Raw genomic sequence first — 18548 nt, 5'->3', positions numbered from 1 at the left:
CTCCACCTCAGTTGCGCACATAACCGGACAGCGCCGCACCCTTGGCGTAGAACTCGTTCTCGCGTTTGAGGTTGGCCAGTTGAACGGCCGGCGTCGAATGGTAGGGATACTGGAGCGCGTTGCGCATGCCTTCCACCACCTTCGGTGCCGCGAGCGCCTTTTTCGTGGCCTCGTTGATGAAGGAGACGATCGATGCCGGCGTGCCCGGGGGCCCCCACAAGCCGTTGGCGATGACCAGCGAGACCGGCAGGCCCAGCTCGGTTGTCGTGGGGACGTCGGGTGCGAAGGGCGAACGGGTGGGCGAGAACGTGAGTGGCACGTGCATCTTGCCGGCCGCGACGAACCCCATGAACGAACCCGCCGCCCGGATGGTCACCTGCACATCGTTGACGGCCAGGGCTTGCGCAATCTGGTCACCCGTGCGGTACGGAATGTTCTCGTATCTGATCTGCAGCGCGTGCGCCAGCATCGCCATGATCAGCGCGGACGACGCATTGAACGTGGCATGGCGAACGGGGGAGACCTTGGCCATCTCGACCAGGGCTTTCAGCGTCGGTACAGCGGTCGATGTGTAGGCGAAGACATCGCCCTGCGAGAACTCGCCCATGGGCGTGAGTTCCTTGGCGACGTCCATGGTGTTCTCCATGATGACGGGTCCGAAGGACGACGGGTTGCCGGCGAACAGCGTGTAGCCATCCGGTGGCGCGCTCTTCACGGCGCGCGCCGCAAGCAGGTTGCCCGCGCCGGGCTTGGCTTCGACGATGACGGATTGGCCGATCTCCTTGCCCAGCTGTTCCGCGAGCACGCGGACCGCCAGGTCGCCACCCGAGCCGACGCTGTAGCCGGTCACGATCTTCACCGTGCGGGCCGGGTAGCCCTGCGCGAAGGAAGGTACCGCGACGCTCGCCGCTGCGGCCCCGGCCAACATCGAGAGCACGGTCCGGCGGTCGAAATGCCTGTTTTTGTGGTTCATGTTCGTGGGCTCCTCAAGAGGCGATGGCCGATGGCTGGCCGGTCGCGCCGGCGCTGGATGGGGTGTGCGGGGCCTTTCCCTGCCAGGCAAGGACGACGTCCCGATAGGCCTGCAGGGCGGGCTTGGACACCATTTCCCCGCTGGGTAGGACCTTGCGCAGTCCGGTGAAGAGCCAGGGGTCGGGGTTGCGCGGGGCAGGGGGCTCCACGTCCACGCCGGACCAGCCGTGGTAGTAGGCACCGAAGAGGTTCAGTTCTTCGCGGTGCTGGGCCAAAGCCGTCAGCGTGTGGTGCACCTGTTCGGCCTGCCCGGCTTCGTCGTACATGTTGGGGTTGGGCGTGGCGATCCGGCTGGTGCCCAGCGCCGACGAGTAGCTGATCTGGCTCATCACGATCGGCAGGTCGCCATCTCCGTGTTCATCCATCACCTTGCGATTGACACGGATGGCGTCGAGCATGCCCTCAGCGTCGCGTGGGAAGACATGCAAGGCGATGACGTCTGCCGCGCCCTTGTACCCTGCTTGATAGATGGAATCGAGCAGCTCTCGCGAAGCCGCGGCGGGCCCCAGGCCGGTGCCCAGCACCAGGGCATCCGGGTCGGCGCTCTTGATGGCCCGGTAGCAGGCGTGCGCCATCTCGACAAAGTAGGGCACGTCGAAGGGTTGCGGCATGAAGGCGGGGCGGTCCGGCTCCTGCCAGGGTTGCCAGATGCGGATCGGGCGCTTGGGCACCGCGGGGTTCTGCTGCCAGAACGTGCCTGCCGGCCCGTAGCGCTCGACGAGGTCGAGCATGAAGTTGGCGATGTCTTCAGAATGTTCGGGCACGCCACCGAACGCCGTGAAGCCGAAGCGCGCCTTCTCGCCTGGCCGCAAACCACCAGTGGCCCAGGAAGGCGCTCCCCAGATCGTGCCGACGATCTCGAGCCCTGCCCGCGCCGCGGCAGCCACGATGGCATCCGGGCGCAGGAAGTCAGAAACCTTGTCCATGGCACCCGGGAAACGCGGGGCGTAGAACACCTGGATCTGGTTCCAGAAGAACGTCACCCGCAGCCGCTCCACGCCGCACTCGCGCATCAGCGCGAACTCGCGGTCCATCGTCTCGACGGATGAGACGCTGTAGCGGTCCGTGTGCGCGCCGAAGAAGCCGACCGGAACCTTGCGTTTGTTCATTTCGTTGTCCTTTTGTCTGAAATCAGAATGTGTGGCGGATGCCCGCCTCAATGCCGCGCGAGGTCCCGCCGGTCGCGATCGCGGCTGGGCCGGTGGCAATGACCTGGCGGCCTGTGCCTTTGTTGCTCAGTCGCGCGTAGTTGCCATACAGCGCGGTACGGCGCGACAGGTTGTATTGGTAGCCCACCGCGATCTGGCTCGAGTCGTTGGCGTCCATCGCGGGTGTGCCGCTCTGGTCCGTGCGTCCATACAAGACCTTGAACTGACCCGATCCCAGGGGAATCGTGCCGGCGACGAACCAGCGCTTGTCGCGCTGCCGGACCATGGCGGGCGTGTCGAAGTCGTCCATGTTGTATTCGGCCAGCAGCTTGGCGAAGCCGAAGTCGTAAGAGGCCGCAATGTTGCGTGTGATGCCGCGCCGCGCACCGCCCACGACGAGATCTGTGCGGCCGTAGCCGGCGACCAGCCGCGCCGGACCGGACGCCCAACCGAGCGAGGCGCCGAGGTGCTTTCCGGGTGCGCCTTCGCCGAGGGCGTACATCGCATGGCCGTAGAAGCCGCCCAGGTCGGGGGGGAGAAAGTAGCTGATGGAGTTGTCGGCTCGCGTGTAGGTCGGGATCAAGTCCTTCAGATTCGAGGTGTTCTTGGAGCTGCCGACACCGGTTCCATTGAAGGGGTCGAAGGCGGTGTGGATGTAGGCGGTCGGTGTGTATTCGCGGCCGAGCCGCAGTTCACCCAGGCGGGCCGACTCCAGGCTGACCCAGGACGAGCGGTTGAAGAACTTGGTGGCGTTGCTCGTGCCCACGTCCGGGTTGAACGCGCCTTCGAGCCAGAAGGACGTTTTCAGGCCGCCGCCCATGTCCTCGGTGCCCCGGAAGCCAAAGCGGCTGCTGCTGATGCCATCTGTGCCCAGCGTGCGCAGCGAAGGCGCTCCCGAATTGCTGACGTTGCGCAGGTTGAGATCGATCACCCCAAACGTCGTGACCGTGGATTGCGCCCATGCCGCGCCGCCGAGGCCGCAGAGTGCGGCGCACGCGAACAAGACCCTCTTCTTCATTTTTCCGTCTCCATCGCCCGTTAGGGCTGGTTGAGTGAGTGATGGTTCGAAGCGCACGGGTGCGACTTCGGGACGGATCGTAGAAGGGGGGGCCGCGCCTGCATAACGCGCAGCGGCTATGGTCGTTATCCAGAAATCGGTTAGGGCCGGGATCGCCGCCGGGGCGATCCCGGTGCGGTCAGGCCACGTAGGCCACGATCTCGATCTTCATTCCCGGCACCACCAGCGCCACCCCGGCGCTGGAGCGGTTGGGCCAGGGCGCGCGGAAGAACTCGCGGTACACGGCGTCGATGGCGGCCATGTCGGCCACGTCGGTCATGTAGATCAGCACCTGCGCCACGTCGTCCATGGTCTTGCCCGCGCGTTCCACCGCGCGCTGCAGGTTGCTGAAGGTCAGGCGGGCCTGCTGTTCGATGCCGCCGGTGGTGTCCACGCTGCCGTCTTCGCGCACCGGGCCGTGGGCGGTGTAGAGCACGCCGCCGGCGCGCACCATCCACGAGAACGGTTGCTTGAACGGCGGCAGGCCGACGTCGATGACTTCCTTCATCGCTGCGCGCGCTTCGCTCAGTCGGCCATGATGCCGGTCTCCCGGATCACCTTGCCGTAGCGTTCGTTGTGGTACTGGTTGATCTTGGCCAGCGCCGCCGGGTCGCCACCGGCCGGAATCAGCGCCATGGTGTTCATGCGCGCGATCACGTCGGGCATCTTGAGGATTTCGTTGAGGTGGCCGTTGAGCGTGCGCACCACGTCGGCGGGCATGCCTTTGGGGCCCATGAAGCCTTGCCAGGCGCCGACTTCGGCGTCTTTCACGCCGGCCTCGGCCAGGGTGGGCACGTTGGGCGCGAGCGGCGAGCGCTGCGGGTCGGCCACCGCCACGTTGACCAGCTTGCCCTGGGCGATGTACTGCGCCACCGGGCCGAGCGTGGTGTACATCATGGGGATGTGGCCGGCCACGAGGTCGACGATGGCCGGGCCGCTGCCCCGGTAGGGCACCTGGGTGAGCTTCACGCCGGCCGAGCGGTTGAACATCTCGCCCAGGATGTGCATGGGCGAGCCGCTGCCGGGGCTGGCGTAGTTGGTGACCTTGCCGCTCTTGGCCGCGGCCACCACGTCTTTCACGGTGTTCAGGCCCGAGCCGGCGTGGGTGACGAGGAACAGCTGTTGCGTGCCGGCCAGCAGGATGGGCGTGAAGTCCTTGAGCGGGTCGTACACGGCGCCGGTGCCGGGCTTGAGCACCAGCGGGGCGGTGGCGAAGGTGTTGGGAGTGAACAGCAGCGTGTAGCCATCGGGTGCGGCCTTGGCCACGAAGGCGTTGCCGATGGTGCCGCTGGCGCCGGTCTTGTTCTCCACCACCACGGTCTGGCCGACGCGGGCCTGCAGCTTCTCGGCGAAGGTGCGCGCGAGCGCGTCGGTGTCGCCACCGGGCGGGAAGGACACGACGAGGGTGATGAGCTTGCTGGGGTAGGTCTGCGCCAGCGCGCTGCCGGTGGGCAGGGCGAGGGCGGCGGCTGCTGCGAGCGCGGTGAGCAGCAGGGGGCGGCGGGCGGTCATGTTCGATGTCTCCTAGTGGGGTGGGCTGGCAGGGAAAACTGAAACCGAAACAGAGAAAGCGGGGCCGTCGGGTGCCTGTTCAGAACACGCCGGTGAACGATCCGCCGTCGAGCAGGATGTTCTGGCCGTTGATGTAGCCCGCGTGCACGCTGCACAGGTAGGCACAGGTGTGGCCGAGTTCGCTGGGCTGGCCGATGCGGTGGGCCGGGTGTTTGGCCAGGCGCGCGGTGCGCACCTCGTCCACGGTCTTGCCTTCGCGCTTGGCTTGCGCGGCGAAGTTGCTTTCCAGGCGCGCGGTGTCGAAGGTGCCGGGCAGCAGGTTGTTGATGGTCACGCCGCGCGCCACGGTGGTGCGCGCCAGGCCCGAGACGAAGCCGGTGAGGCCGCTGCGCGCGCCGGTGGACAGGCCCAGGCCGTCCAGCGGCGATTTCACGGCGCTGGAGGTGAGGTTGATGATGCGGCCGAAGCCGCGCGCCATCATGCCGTCCACGGTGGCCTTGATGAGTTCGATCGGCGCGAGCATGTTGGCGTCGATCGCGCGGTGCCAGGTCTCGCGGTCCCAGGTGCGGAAGTCGCCGGGCGGCGGGCCGCCCGCGTTGGTGACGAGGATGTCGAAATCGGGGTGCGCGGCGAAGATGCGCGCGCGGCCTTCGTCGGTGGTCACGTCGGCGGCGACCCAGTCCACCTGGCCCGCGCCATGCGCGGCCAGGCGTTGCGCGGCCTCGCGCAGCGGGCCCTCGGTGCGCGCGGCGATCACCACGTGCACGCCGTCTTTCACCAGCGCCTCGGCGCAGGCGTAGCCCAGCCCCGAACTCGCGCCGCACACGAGCGCCTTCTTGCCGGCAATGCCCAGGTCCATGGTGGTTCAGCTTTCAGTAGAGAGAAGGGGTTGGGCTTCGCGAAGGTCCACGTCGAGCCGGGCCCAGGCGTCGATCTCCACGCGCAGCTCCGGGAACACGAGGGCCTTCACGGCCACCAGGGTGGAGCACGGCGTGTGCTCGCCAAAAAAATCGCGCCGCGCGCGGCCGACCTCGTCCTTGTCGGCGATGTCGGTCAGGTAGACCACGGTCTTGATGAGGTTGTGCCGGTGGCCGCCCGCGGCCGTCACCAGGGCTTCGAGCTTCTTGAGCACGACCATGGCCTGCTCGTAGGCGCCCAGCGCTTCACCGCGCTCGGCGGCCTGGCGCGTGGCGGGGTGGCCGGTCATGCCCGAGACCACCACCTCCTGGCCGATGCGGTAGCCGTTGGTCCAGCTCGCGGTGGGCAGGTCGGGCACCTGCGGGCTCTGGATCTTGTGCGCGACGGTCGTCATCACTGGCCTCCGGCGCGCACGCGTTCCTTGATGCGTTCGCGCACCGGCACGAAGTCGTAGGTGGGGTAACACTCGGTCTGGAAGACGCCCCAGGCGGAGCGCTCCAGTTCGAGGTTGACGCGGCCCAGCAGGTGCGGTGGCACTTCGAGCGTGACGATCTGGCCCAGGCCCATGGCCACGGTCCACGACACCACGCGCGTGCCTTCCACCGGGAAACGCTCCCACCATTCGCTGGCCTTGAGCTTCGCCTGCACGTCGTCCAGCGTGAGGCCGGCGTGGTGTTTCAACACGATGGTGATCAACACATTGGCGCAGGCGTGCACTGGCGTACCTTCGCCCTGCGGGCTGCGGTGCGAGCTTGCTTGGGAGCGGCCCTGCGCTGCGCTCATGACCTTCACTCCATCGTGATGTTGCGTGCCTTGATGACCTTGGCCCAGCGCGCGGTCTCGTCACGGATGTGGGCGTCGAACGCGGAGGTCTGGATGTCCCAGGCGCTCAGGCCCTGGCCTTGCAGGCGCTCGCGCACGGCAGGCTCGGCCAGGATGGTGGTCGCATCGCGCGCGAGTTGCGCCACCACGTCGGCCGGCGTGCCGGCGGGCGCCAGCAGGCCGTACCAGGACGGCACCACCACGCCCGGCACACCCAGTTCGGTCAGCGTCGGAATCTCGGGCGCCGTGGGCGTGCGCGCGCTGTCGGTCACGGCCAGGGCGACCAGCTTGCCGCTGCGGATGTGCGGCAGCACGGTGGGCAGGTTGCTGAACATCAGGGGCACGGTGCCGCCGATCACGTCGTTGATGGCGGGCGGCGTGCCTTTGTAGGCGATGTGCAGGATGTCCACGTTGGCCTGCGACTTGAACAGCTCGCCGGCGAGGTGCAGGCCGCTGCCCACGCCGGGCGAAGCGTAGGCGAGCGAGTCGGGCTTGGCCTTGGCGCGCGCGATGAGATCGGCCACGCTCTTGATGCCCGTGGCCGGGTTCGTCACCAGCACGTTGGGCGTCTTGGCCAGCATGGCCACGGGCACGAAGTCCTTCTGGATGTCGAAGGGGAACTTCGGCATCAGCGTGGGGTTGACCGTGAGGTTGCCGGCCGGGATCACCAGCAGCGTGTGGCCATCGGCCTTGGCACGCTTGACGCGCTCCATGCCGATGTTGCCGGCCGCGCCCGGGGCGTTGTCGACCACGGCCACCTGGCCGTAGCGCTTGGCCAGGCCATCGGCCAGCACGCGGGCCAGCGTGTCGATCGGGCCGCCGGCGGGGAAGGGTGCGACGAGCGTGAATTTGTCGGCGGCCAGTTGTTTCTCGGCGGCCGTCTGTGCGTGGGCGGTGGTGGTGCCCAGCAAGGCGAGCAGCGAGGTGACGGCAAGAAGGGTGCGGCGGTTGGTCATGGTGTCATTCCATCGTGATGTTGCGTTGCTTGATGACTTTGGCCCAGTTGGCCGTCTCGGTGCGGATGTGCGCATCGAAGGCGGCGGGCTTCATCGTCCATTCGGTCATGCCCTGGGCCTTGAGCGTGTCGCGCACGTGCGGTTGCGCCAGGATCTCGACCATGTCTTTGGCGAGTTGATCGACCACGTTGGCCGGCGTGCCCGCGGGCGCGAGCAGGCCGTACCACGAGGGCACCACCACGCCGGGCACGCCTTGTTCGGCCAGGGTGGGGATGTCGGGCGCGTTGGGTGTGCGCGCGCGGTCGGTCAGGCCCAGCGCCACGAGGCGGCCGCTTTCCAGGTGCGGCAGCATGGTGGGCAGGTTGCCGAACATCAGCGGCACCGTGCCCGCCATCAGGTCGTTGATGGCCGGCGTGGAGCCCTTGTAGGCCACGTGCTGGATGTCGATGTCGGCCTGGTCCTTGAACAGTTCACCCGCGATGTGCAGGCCGCTGCCGATGCCGGTCGAGGCGTAGAACAGCGTGCCGGGCTTGGCCTTGGCCGCCTTGATCACGTCGGCCACGTTCTTGAAGCCGCTCTTGGGGTGGGTCACCAGCACGTTGGGCGTGGTGGCCAGCATGGTGACGGCCACGAAATCCTTCTGCACGTCGAAGGGGAATTTCGGCATCAGCGTGGGGTTGATGGTGAGGTTGCCGGCCGGGATCACCAGCAGGTTGTGGCCGTCGGCCTTGGCGCGCTTGATCTTGCCCATGCCGATGGTGCCGGCGCCACCGGGGGCGTTTTCCACGATGGCCGTCTGGTCGTAGCGCTTGGCCAGGCCGTCGGCCAGCAGGCGCGCCAGCGCATCGATGGCGCCACCGGCGGGGAAGGGCGCGACCAGGGTGAACTTGTCGGAGGCCAGCTGTTTCTCGGCGGCGGTCTGGGCTTGCGCGGTTCCCATGAGGGCGAACAGCGAGGCGAGGGCGAGAAGGGTGCGGCGGCTTGTCATGTCGAGAGAAGGTTGCAAGGTTGGAAAAAGAAAATCAGCTGGTCGCCCAGGGCATGGGCGATTCGTTCAAGCCCCAGTAGAAGCTTTTCTGGCTGGTGTATTCGAGGATGCCCAGGCGGCCCTTCTCCTGGCCGTAGCCGCTCATCTTCACGCCGGTGAACGGCGTGCTGATGGAGAAGACCTTGTAGGTGTTGATCCACACGGTGCCGGTCTGCAGCGCGCGCCCGATGCGCCAGGCGCTCTTGAAGTCGCGCGTCCAGATGCCCGAGGCCAGGCCGAACATGTTGTCGTTGCACTGCGCGATCAGGTCGTCCTCGTCCTTCCACGGCAGCAAGGCCAGCACCGGGCCGAAGATCTCTTCCTGGCACATGCGCGCGCTGTTGGGCAGGCCTTCGAAGATGGTGGGCAGGTAGTAGCTGCCGCCGTCGTAGAAGCTGCCCGTGGGCCGCTCACCGCCGCACAGCACCGTGCCGCCTTCGTCGCGGCCCAGCTGCACGTACTTCTCCACCGAGGCGCGGTGGCCCAGGTTCACCAGCGGGCCCATCTGCGTCTCTTCCCTGGACGGGTCGCCCACGCGCAGCTTCTTCACGCCTTCGAGCAGGCGGGCCTTGAACTCGTCGTAGACGCTTTCGTGCACGAAGGCGCGCGAGCCGGCGATGCAGGACTCGCCCGAGGAACTGAAGATGCCGTAGAGCACGCCGGCCACGGCGTGGTCCAGGTCCGCGTCGGGCATGACGATGGTGGGGGACTTGCCGCCCAGCTCCAGCGAGGTCGGCATGAGCTTCTCGGCCGCCAGGCGCTGGATGCCCATGCCCACGGTGGTGCCGCCGGTGAAGGCGATGCGCTTGATCAGCGGGTGCTTGACCAGGGCGTCGCCCACGATGCTGCCCTTGCCCGGCAGCACGCTGATGATGCCGGCGGGCACACCGGCCTGCTCGGCGATCTTGGCCAGTTCCAGGGCCATGCGCGGGGTGATCTCGGCCGGTTTGAAGACCATGGCGCAGCCGGCGGCGAGAGCCGGGGCGAGCTTCTGGGCCTCGCTGGCGATGGGGGAGTTCCAGGGCGTGATGGCGCCGACCACACCGAGCGGTTCGTTGACGCTCATGCTGAGGTAGTCGCCGCGCGAGGGGGTGATGGTGTCTTCCCAGGTTTCGGCGGCGGCGCCGAAGAACTGGAAGGTGCCGGCGGCGCTGGCGACCAGGGCGCGGCATTCCTTGATGGGCTTGCCGTTGTCCAGGCGCTGGAGCTGGGCGAGCTCTTCGCCGCGCTCGCGGATGCCGTTGGCGATGCGGTAGAGGATGCCGGCGCGTTCGTGGTGCTTGAGCCTGGCCCAGGAAGGCTGCAGGCGGGCGCGTTCGGCCGTCTGCACGGCCTCGTCCACGTCGGCGGCGGTGGCCGCGTGCAGGCGGGCGACGGTGCTGCCGTCGTGCGGGTATTCGGTGGTGTATTCCGGGCCCGAGGCGTCGCGCCATTGGCCTGCGAAGTAGCTTTGAAGTTTGTCGGTCATGGAATGTCTCATTTGTCGGCGCGAAAGGCTGTTGATCCAGAGGCGTCGCGGATCCGGCTACGCCGGTCCCAGACGCCGCCCCCTTGAGGGGGTGACGCGCTGCAAGCGCGGCGCGGGGGTGGGCTTCATATCGTCACGGAGGAAGTGCGGTTGTGCAGGAAACGCAGGGCGGACAACACGGTCAGCGCCGAGGTCTTGGGGTTGTCGGGCAGGGGCTTGCCGCGCATGGTGATGCGCATCTCGCCGAAGGCGCCGCGCACGTCGACCTCGTGGATGTTCTCGGTCACGGTCGGGTCGGCGATCAGGCGCACGCGGGTCGCGTCCAGCCCCAGGCCGGCGAGCGAGACGGTGGCGGCCACGTTGGCGTTCTTCGGGTACAGGTGGGCGGCTTCGCGCGCCGTGGCTTCGAGGATGACGGTGGGCTCGGTGATCGTGCCCAGGTCCGCCACCTGTTCGGCGGGGGTGCCGCGCCAGCCTTCGGGCGGCTTGCGGCCGGTGTAGGTGACGCTGTCCAGGCCGGCCAGGCGGGCCGAGGCGATGGCGTCGATGCCACCGATGGCGCCGGCCAGCAGGTGCACCCGCGTGCCGCCGCGCTGCGCGGCCTCGGCCAGCTTCTCGGGCAGGCCGTCTTCGGACAGCGCGCCGATGGACAGCACGGCGCATTCGATGCCGCGCTCCAGCGCGGGCAGCACGTGGCTGCCGATGGCGGCGTGGCCCGCGCATTCCAGCAGCAGAGAGGTCTCGGGCGGCACCTCGGTGCACACGGTCGCGGCCGTGCCGAGCGCGGCTTGCGCGTCGGCGACGTGGCTCTCGGACAGCACCACGTGCGTGATGCGCACCGTGGGGTGGCCGGCCATGCGCGCGAAGAGCGTGCGGCCGATGGCGCCGTAACCGATCAGCGTGACCTGCTGAAAATGAATGCCAGAACCTTCGTGCTGCGCACTGCGGTGCGAGCTTGCTTGGGAACGGCCCTGCGCGTCGCTCATGTTTCTTCCTTCTTCTTCGGGGGGCCGGCGAACTTCACGGCAAACGGGCCCCAGGCGTTCATGTCCACTTCCACCACCACCGGGCCGCTGGCGTGGGCCAGGGCTTTCTGCAGCGTGTCCTTGGCGGCGGCCGGGTCGGCCAGCTTGTGGTAAGGCACCTGCAGGCTGGCGCAGAGCTGAGCGAAGTCGGGCGTGTGCAGTTCCACGTAGGCGTGGCGGCTGCCGTAGATGTCGTCCTGGATGTTCTTGATGACGCCGTAGCGCTGGTCGTTCATGACGATGAAGACCACGTTGGCCTTCTCCTGCGCGGCGCAGGCGAGTTCGCCCACGTTGAGCATGAAGCCGCCGTCGCCGCAGAGCGAGATGGTGCGGCGGCCCAGCGCGTGTTCGGCATCGGCCACGGCCGCGCCCACGCCCATGGCCAGGCCCTGGCCGATGCCGCCGCCCAGGGCGTGCACGCCGGCGCGCGGGTGGTCCAGCACCGGGGCGCGGTTGCCCCACATGCTGTTGGAGAGCGTGATGTCGCGCACCCACCAGAGTTTCTTGCCGACCACCTCGGCCAGCGTGTTCTTGAGCTTGGCGTACTGGCCCAGCGTGCCGTCCACCAGCGAGGCTGCTTCGGCGCGCGCGCGCTTCACATCGGTCGCCAGCTTCGGGTCGATCCGCATGCGGCCTTCGAGCCGGTCGGCCAGCGCGTTGAGCGTGATCTCGGCGTCGCCGTGCACGAACAGTTCGCTGCTGTAGCCGCGGCCGTCGGTGAGGGGGTTGGCGTCGATGCGGTAGCGCGTGGCCGGCAGCTTGAGCTTGTAGTTCAGCGTCTCGTTGCTGCGCAGGCGCGTGCCCACGGAGAGGAAGGCGTCCACGGTTTCGTAGAACTCTTCGGCCGGCTTCTGCAGGTTGTAGGAGCCCAGCGTGGCGGGGTGGTCTTCGGGCACGATGCCGCGGCCCTGCACGGAGGACACCACGGCCCAGCCCATGTTCACGAGCCGCATCGCGGCGGCGCTGGCGCCGCGCGCGCCGCCACCCAGCCACAGCAGGGGGCGCTTGGCGCTGAGCAGGCGCTCGGCGAGCAGGTCCACGGCGGCCAGGTTGGGCTGCACGGGTGGCACGGCCAGCGGCGAGAGATCGGCCGGCAGGTCCAGCTTCATCTTCTGCACGTCGATCGGGATCTCGATGCTCACCGGGCCGCAGGGCGGCGTCTGCGCCAGGCGCACGGCCTCGCGCAGCGTGGCCAGGGCGGTCTCGGGGTTGCGGATGCGGAAGGCGTCCTTGCCCACCGCCTTGAGCATGGCCAGCTGGGCCGGGTGCTCGTGGATGTAGCCCAGGTCGCGGTCCAGGAAGGGGGACTCGATCTGGCCGGTGAGGTGCAGCAGCGGCGTGCCGGCGGTGATGGCCTCGACCATCGCGCCCGCCGCGTTGCCGCAGCCGGTGCCGGTGCTGGTGACGCACACGCCCAGCGTGCCGCTCACGCGGGCATAGGCGTCGGCCATGTTGCACGCACCTGCCTCGCCGCGCGCCGAGACGAAACGGATCTTCTGGCGCGTGTGGAACGCGTCGAGGATGGGCATGTTGTGGATGGAGATCACGCCGAAGGCGGCGCGCACGCCGCACTGCTCCAGGAAGCGGGCGGCGAGTTCCCCCACGGTGATGCGTTGGTGAGATGGGCTCATGCGACTTTCTTTTCGGTCGGTTTGGTTTGCCAGCCACCGCGGTTGGGCAGGTGGCTGATGCGTTCGGTGAGCTGGGCCGCGGCCTCGCGCACCTGGTTGACGAGAACTTCGAGTTCGCCGGGCTGCACCTGCTGCGCCGGCACGGTGATGCTGATGGCTGCCGAGACCTCGCCCCGGTCGTTGAAGACCGGTGCGGCGATGGTCGAGATGCCGGATTCGAATCCGCCCTGGCTCACGCCGTAGCCGTTGGCGCGGTCCTGGTCGATCAGCTGCTTGAGCTGCTCGACCGTGGCCGGCGTGCGGGGGGTGTACTTCGGCAGCTCGGGTTCGGGGTAGAGCTGGCGCAGGGCGTGCAGGTCGAGGTCGCTGAGCAGCAGGCGGCCCAGCACGGTGGCGTGGGCCGGCAGGCGCGCGCCGACCTGGATGGAATGGAACAGGGCGCTGCGCCCGGCGACCTTGGCGATGAAGACCACGTCGCGCGCGTCGCGCACCACCACATGGGCCGAGTAGCCGCACTGGTCGCGCAGCGCCTCGATGATGGGGCGGCCGTGCTCGGTGAGTTCCATGGAGGCCAGGAACTCGAAGCCCAGGCGCAGCACGGACAGGCCGAGCTTGTAGTAGGCGCCATCGCCCACGCGCTCGACGAAGCCGCCTTGCTCCAGCGTCTGCAGCATGCGGAACACCGAGGCGCGCGGCAGTTCGAGCCGGCGCGAGATTTCGGCACCGGTGAGTTCGCGCTCGTCGCGGTTGAACAGCATCAGCAGCTGCAGGCCGCGCATGAGCGCGGGCACGGTGTAGCGGTCGTCGTTTTTCTCGGTGGCCATGGTCTTCTCCTTGTTCAGTTGAGACCCAGCAGGGCGTTCACCGCGCCGGGGGCTTCCAGCGGGCACGCGTGGCCCGCAGAACCCAGATCATTCCATGCCACGCCGGCGGCCTGGGCCACGGCCTGGCAGGAGGCGGGGGTGGTGATGCCGTCGGCGGCGCCGCTGGCCACCACCACCGGCAGGCGCAGCTGCTTCAGGTCGGCCGCCAGGGTGCCGTGGGCGAGCAGGCGCGCGGCCTGCGTGTAGCCGGCGGGAATCACCTGCGACATGCTTTCGCGCACGGCCTCGACCAGCTCGGGCGCCGCGCCGGGCGAGAGCATGGCCGCGCCGCGCGCCTGCGCCATGCCTTGCGGGCCCAGGCGCTCCAGCGTGGCCAGGCGGTCGCGCAGTTTCTGCTCGCGCACGGCCGGCTCGGCGTTGCCATACCCGCCGGCGGGCGAGAGCAGCACCAGGCGCTGCACGCGCGCAGGCGCCAGCAGGGCGGCCCGGCCGGCCATGAGCGCGCCCAGGGAGTGGCCCACCAGCGTGATGGGCGTTGCAACGCCCAGCGCGTCGAGCCAGGCCCAGAAGCGCTCGGCGTAGTCGTCGGCGCGTGGCCAGTCGGCCTTCACCGGGTCGCTGGTGCCGTAGCCCGGCGCGTCCCAGGCCAGCACGCGCACGGGCTTGCCCGCCGCGGCGTCGAGCTGGCGCACCCAGCTGCCCGAGGCCGAGCCGATGCCGTGCAGCAGCACGTGCGTCACCGACGCGGCCGTGCCCGCTTCGCGGTACGACACGCGCGCGCCATCCGCCAGTGCGATGTTGCGCAGCGGGTGGGAGGCGAGGGCTTGAAGAGGCGTCATGAGGATTGAAGGGAAGTTGAACCAGAAACACCGCGGAACCGGCTTTGCCGGGCCGCTGGTGTTGCCCCCCTTGGGGGGTGACGCGCAGCGGCGCGGGGGGGATTCACCTCTTGATCTTGGCCAGGGGGCTGTCGGGCGGGTAGGTGGGGGTGATGGGCTTGGGCGAACCCAGCATCACGCACATCAGCGCGTCTTCGTCGCCCACGTTGTGCTCTTCGCGGTACACGCCGGGCGGCACCGAGATCAGGTCGCGCTCGCCGACGATGGTTTCCCAGCGCTCGCCGTCCTTCTCGCAGACCACCTTCATCGCGCCGCGCATGACGAAGAAGATCTCTTCCACGTCGTAGTGGATGTGCGAAGGGCCGATGTTGCCGGCCGGGATCACCATGGTGGAGAAGGTGAAGTGCGCGGCGGGCACGGTGTTGGTGTCCTTGTTCACGCCGGTGCCGCCGGTGCCCACGTAGCGCATCTGCGCGCGGCGGTACTTGGGGTCGTAGTCGGCCTGGAACTTCAGCGCGTCCCAGTCGTAGCTGCGCGTGCTCCTGCGCGCCACGCGGCTCTCCATCCACTGCGCGAAGCTCTGGCCTTCCTGGCGCATCATCACGCGCTGCGTCTCGGCCTCGGACGGAATGTTCGCGTCCATCAGGCCGCGTTCGTTGAACACGGGCGCGTTGGCCGCTGCGGGTTTGGTGATGGTGGCTGTGCTCATGCGTTTTCTCCTTTTCAGTTCATCGTGAAGCCGCCGTTGACGGGCAGCAGCTGACCGGTAATGAAGCCGCTGGCCTGTGTCAGCAGGAACAGGGCGGCGGCGTTGACGTCTTCGGGGATCTGCGGCCGCTGGATCGCGCGGCCCTTGAGGTAGTGCTCGTGCCGCTCCTGCGGCACGTAGGCGGTGGCTTCGACCAGCGTGAGGCCGGGGGCGATGGCGTTGACGGTGGTGCCGTCCTCGCCCATCTCGCGCGCCAGCGAACGGGTCATGGCGATCACCGCGCCCTTGCTCGCCACGTAGGCCAGCAGGCGGGGCGCGCCCCAGAGCGCGGTGTCGGAGGCGATGTTGACCACGCGGCCACCACCGGCGGCGGCCAGGTGCGGGCGCGCGGCGGCGGTGACGAGCCAGGTGCCGCGCACATTCACGTCCATCACCAGGTCCCAGGTCTCGGGGCTGAGTTCGCCCATGCCCTTGCCGCCGGAGTTGGTGATGGCCGCGTTGTTGATCAGGCCGTCGAGGCCGCCCAGCCATTGCGCGGCGGCGTCCACGCCGGCGCGCACGCTGGCCGCGTCGAGCAGGTCCAGCGGCACGTAGTGCGCGTTCGGGCCGAGGTCCTTGGCGAGTTGTTGGCCGGCCTCGTGCAGCACGTCGCTGATGACGACGCGCGCACCGGCCTGCACCAGCGACTGGGCGAAGCTCGCGCCCAGGCCGCGCGCGGCGCCGGTGACGAGCACGCGGCGGTTGTCGAGTTGGATTTCCTGTGCCATGGTGTTCCTCAGGCCACGCGCCGTTCGGCGCTGGGCAGGTAGTGAAGCACGCGCTTCTCGGCGATCACCACGGCGTAGTAGGCGACGATGCCGATCACGGTGAGCGCGCCGATGACCACGAACACCCCGGCGGTGTTGCCCTGGCCTTCGAAGAACACCAGCATGTAGCCCAGGCCCATGTTGCCGCCCACGAGTTCGCCGACGACCACGCCGATGACGGCCAGCGTGCTGGCGATGCGCAGGCCCGAGAACAGGGGCGGCAGCGTGGTCGGGAACTCGACCATGCGGAACACCTGCAGCCGGGTGGCGGAGAAGGAGCGCGCGAGGTTGATCAGGTCGTGGTCCATGGTGCGCATGGCCGAGAGCACGTTGATGAGCACCGGGAAGAACACGATCAGGATCGCGACCAGGATCTTGGGGTACATGGTGTAGCCCAGCCACATCACGAACAGCGGCGCGAACGCGACCTTGGGCGCGATCTGCAGGGCGAGCAGGTAGGGCGAGAGCACGGCCTCCACCTTGGGCGAGAGGCCCAGGGCGTAACCGATCAGCGCGCCCAGCAGCGAGCCCAGGATGAAGCCGATGACGACCTCCGCGCCGGTGATGCCGGCGTGCCAGAGCAGGCGCTCGGTGCCCCAGATGCGGACCGCTTCTTCCCACACGCGCGAGAAGGGCGGCAGCACGAATTCCGGCACGCCCAGCAGGCCGGGAACGTATTCCCAGACCGCCATGAACACCACCAGGACCAGCAGGCTCCAGAGCGCTGTGCTGTAGCGCTGCAGTACGTCTTTCATGTCGCGACTCTCGGATGCGGGAAGGGAAGGGCGGCGCGACTCACTTGGCCGTCACGAACTGGTTGGTGTAGAGCTCCTTGACCGGGGTCTCCTTGGGCACCACACCGTTGGTGACGTAGAACTTCTGCAGCTCGGCCAGGCGGGCCTCGTCCATCGTGCCGGGCACCTTCTGCGCGGCGTAGACGTACTTGTTGAAGAGTTCGAAGGCCTTCTGGATGCTGGCTTCCTTGCCCTTGTGCACCGGCACGTGCGCCACGTAGGCGGCGGTGGCGGCCTTGGGGTCGGCCATGATGTCCTTCATGCCCTTGAGCGTGGCGCGCACCAGCTTCTGGATCAGCTGCGGGTTCTTGGCGATGGTCTCGTCGGAGGCGAGGATGGCCTGGGCCATGCTCTTGAAGTAGATGTCGGCCGGCAGGATGTCGACCTGCGCGCCGGCTTCCATCGCGCTCACCGTCCAGTCGGGCACGCCGGCCATGGCCGAGGCCTTCTTGGCGGCGAACTGCTGCCACACGCCCGCGGGGCCGGCGGCCTGGATGTTGACGTCGTTCTTGGTCAGGCCGACCTTGCTGAGCATGCCCAGCAGGGCGTAGTAGGTGGTGTCGGTGTAGGCCAGGACGGTGACGGTCTTGCCCTTGAGTTCGCGTGGGCTCTCGATCTTCTCGTCCTTGTGGCTCACGAGCTGGGTGAGCGAACCGGCGCCGAGCACGGCCACGGCCTTGACGGGGATGCCCTGGGCGCGGGCGATGATGGGGGTGTCGCCGATGGCGCCACCGATGACGGCGTTGCCGGCACCGATCTGCTTGGCCACGTCCACGCCGCCGCGCGCGGTGACGAAGTTGACCTTGAGGCCTTCCTGCTCGTAGTAGCCCTTGGCCTGGGCCAGCATCCAGGGGCCGAAGGCGGGCAGCGTGCCGGGCGCGGGCAGCAGGTAGGTGATCTCCTGCAGCTGGGCATGGGCCGCCAGGGGCGAGACCAGCGCCGCGGTGGCGAGCAGGCTCAGGCAGGCACGGCGGGTACCGTTGAAAGCGCGGGTCATCTTCATGGCAACTCCAGGAGGTGGGTGAATGGGAATGCGGGGGTCAGTGCACGTCGGTCTGCGCGTCGAGCTTGAGCAGGTCCATCAGGCGCGAGACGTAGTCGCCCACGGCGGGGTGCTTGCGGCGCGCCATCGGGTTGTCGCGGCCGGGGATGTCGACCACGATCTCTTCGACGATGGTGCCGGGGCGCTCGCTCATGACCAGGATGCGGTCGGACAGCGCGACCGCCTCCGCCAGGTCGTGGGTGATGAAGAGCACGGTCTTCTTGTGCTCGGCCACGGTGCGCGCCAGGTCCTGCTGCAGGATCATCTTGGTCTGCGCGTCCAGCGCGGAGAAGGGCTCGTCCATCAGCAGCACGATCGGGTCCACCGCGAGCGTGCGCGCCATGGCGGCGCGCTGGCGCATGCCGCCGGAGAGCTGGTGCGGGTAGCTGTTGCCGAAGCCCTTGAGGTGGCACTGGGCCAGCAGCTTCTCGGAGATGGCGGCGCGGTCGGCGGCGCGCACGCCGCGCAGCTCCAGGCCGAACTCGACGTTCTGCGAAATCGTGCGCCAGGGCATGAGCAGGTCTTTCTGCAGCATGAAGGCGACGTGCTTGTTGGGGCCGGTGACCACTTCACCGTTGACCTTGACCGTGCCGGCCGAGGCCTTGGCCAGGCCCGAGCCCATGTTAAGCAGCGTGCTCTTGCCGCAGCCCGACGGGCCGATCAGGGACACCACCTCGCCCGGCTGGATGGACAGCGTCACGTTGCGCGCGGCGATCACTTCCGGGTTCTTGCCCCGCGCGGGAAAGCGCTTGTCCACCCCGATGAATTCGATCGCGGGATGCAAACCGCCGCTGGTCGGGGCGGTTGCGCGGGAGCCGTGAAGTGCGTCGTTCATGGGGACCTGCGGGTGGATTAGGGTGTTTTGTATATGAAACGTTGATTCATTACAGAATCAATGCTAGGGCCGTTGCCCCACTTTGTCTGCAAAAACCTACTAA

20 protein-coding genes are annotated in these 18548 nt (G+C 68.3%); all 20 read right to left on the bottom strand.

Translation table 11 applies throughout. From position 1 onward, the window contains the following. Positions 1-7 precede the first annotated feature (7 nt). Entirely contained in the window at positions 8-973 is a 966-nt protein-coding gene (locus tag AC1Q9M_RS11075) for a tripartite tricarboxylate transporter substrate binding protein (RefSeq protein ID WP_492433758.1), read from the bottom strand. 13 nt (positions 974-986) lie between these two features. Then, entirely contained in the window at positions 987-2141 is a 1155-nt protein-coding gene (locus AC1Q9M_RS11070; RefSeq protein WP_492433756.1) for a hypothetical protein, read from the bottom strand. A 22-nt stretch (positions 2142-2163) separates the two neighbouring features. Next, a complete protein-coding gene (locus tag AC1Q9M_RS11065; RefSeq protein ID WP_492433754.1) occupies positions 2164-3198 on the bottom strand; it encodes a porin in 1035 nt (344 codons plus the stop codon). 178 nt (positions 3199-3376) lie between these two features. Then, positions 3377-3745, bottom strand: coding sequence for a RidA family protein (locus AC1Q9M_RS11060; RefSeq protein WP_492433752.1), 369 nt, complete (start codon positions 3743-3745; stop codon positions 3377-3379). A gap of 17 nt (positions 3746-3762) precedes the next feature. After that, complete coding sequence (locus tag AC1Q9M_RS11055; protein ID WP_444686934.1) at positions 3763-4749, bottom strand: Bug family tripartite tricarboxylate transporter substrate binding protein; 987 nt, start codon at positions 4747-4749, stop codon at positions 3763-3765. A gap of 79 nt (positions 4750-4828) precedes the next feature. Then, complete coding sequence (locus AC1Q9M_RS11050) at positions 4829-5608, bottom strand: SDR family oxidoreductase (RefSeq protein WP_382156617.1); 780 nt, start codon at positions 5606-5608, stop codon at positions 4829-4831. Positions 5609-5614: 6 nt separating this feature from the next. Further along, on the bottom strand, positions 5615-6061 hold the full coding sequence (locus AC1Q9M_RS11045) for a RidA family protein (protein WP_444686933.1): 447 nt from the start codon (positions 6059-6061) through the stop codon (positions 5615-5617). Beyond that, on the bottom strand, positions 6061-6450 hold the full coding sequence (locus AC1Q9M_RS11040) for a hypothetical protein (protein ID WP_382320691.1): 390 nt from the start codon (positions 6448-6450) through the stop codon (positions 6061-6063). The genes AC1Q9M_RS11045 and AC1Q9M_RS11040 overlap by 1 nt, the downstream gene beginning before the upstream one ends. A gap of 5 nt (positions 6451-6455) precedes the next feature. Then, positions 6456-7445, bottom strand: a complete 990-nt coding sequence (locus tag AC1Q9M_RS11035; RefSeq protein ID WP_382156623.1) for a Bug family tripartite tricarboxylate transporter substrate binding protein — start codon at positions 7443-7445, stop codon at positions 6456-6458. A 4-nt stretch (positions 7446-7449) separates the two neighbouring features. Next, on the bottom strand, positions 7450-8433 hold the full coding sequence (locus AC1Q9M_RS11030) for a Bug family tripartite tricarboxylate transporter substrate binding protein (protein WP_444686932.1): 984 nt from the start codon (positions 8431-8433) through the stop codon (positions 7450-7452). A gap of 34 nt (positions 8434-8467) precedes the next feature. Then, positions 8468-9940, bottom strand: a complete 1473-nt coding sequence (locus AC1Q9M_RS11025) for an aldehyde dehydrogenase (RefSeq protein WP_382320689.1) — start codon at positions 9938-9940, stop codon at positions 8468-8470. Between the two features lie 125 nt (positions 9941-10065). Continuing rightward, positions 10066-10926: an aspartate dehydrogenase gene (locus AC1Q9M_RS11020; protein ID WP_444686931.1), complete on the bottom strand. Its 861-nt coding sequence runs from the start codon at positions 10924-10926 to the stop codon at positions 10066-10068. Further along, a complete protein-coding gene (locus AC1Q9M_RS11015; protein WP_492433747.1) occupies positions 10923-12596 on the bottom strand; it encodes a thiamine pyrophosphate-binding protein in 1674 nt (557 codons plus the stop codon). The genes AC1Q9M_RS11020 and AC1Q9M_RS11015 overlap by 4 nt, the downstream gene beginning before the upstream one ends. Continuing rightward, entirely contained in the window at positions 12593-13420 is an 828-nt protein-coding gene (locus AC1Q9M_RS11010) for an IclR family transcriptional regulator (RefSeq protein ID WP_382156631.1), read from the bottom strand. Before AC1Q9M_RS11010 ends, AC1Q9M_RS11015 begins: the two co-directional genes overlap by 4 nt. A gap of 14 nt (positions 13421-13434) precedes the next feature. Then, on the bottom strand, positions 13435-14259 hold the full coding sequence (locus AC1Q9M_RS11005; protein WP_444686930.1) for an alpha/beta fold hydrolase: 825 nt from the start codon (positions 14257-14259) through the stop codon (positions 13435-13437). Positions 14260-14362: 103 nt separating this feature from the next. Continuing rightward, a complete protein-coding gene (locus AC1Q9M_RS11000; protein WP_382163926.1) occupies positions 14363-14860 on the bottom strand; it encodes a cupin domain-containing protein in 498 nt (165 codons plus the stop codon). Between the two features lie 122 nt (positions 14861-14982). Next, positions 14983-15735, bottom strand: coding sequence for an SDR family oxidoreductase (locus AC1Q9M_RS10995; RefSeq protein WP_382320681.1), 753 nt, complete (start codon positions 15733-15735; stop codon positions 14983-14985). Between the two features lie 8 nt (positions 15736-15743). Further along, positions 15744-16529, bottom strand: a complete 786-nt coding sequence (locus AC1Q9M_RS10990) for an ABC transporter permease (protein WP_382156637.1) — start codon at positions 16527-16529, stop codon at positions 15744-15746. A 40-nt stretch (positions 16530-16569) separates the two neighbouring features. Continuing rightward, complete coding sequence (locus AC1Q9M_RS10985) at positions 16570-17565, bottom strand: ABC transporter substrate-binding protein (protein WP_382163928.1); 996 nt, start codon at positions 17563-17565, stop codon at positions 16570-16572. A gap of 43 nt (positions 17566-17608) precedes the next feature. Beyond that, positions 17609-18445 (bottom strand): ABC transporter ATP-binding protein, encoded by an 837-nt coding sequence (locus AC1Q9M_RS10980; protein WP_382320679.1) that lies wholly within the window; start codon positions 18443-18445, stop codon positions 17609-17611. Positions 18446-18548 lie beyond the last annotated feature (103 nt).

Source organism: Hydrogenophaga sp. GW823-FHT04C09 (assembly GCF_058796355.1).
Note: the sequence above shows the minus strand (reverse complement) of the source record. Positions and strands in the feature narration are given on the sequence as shown.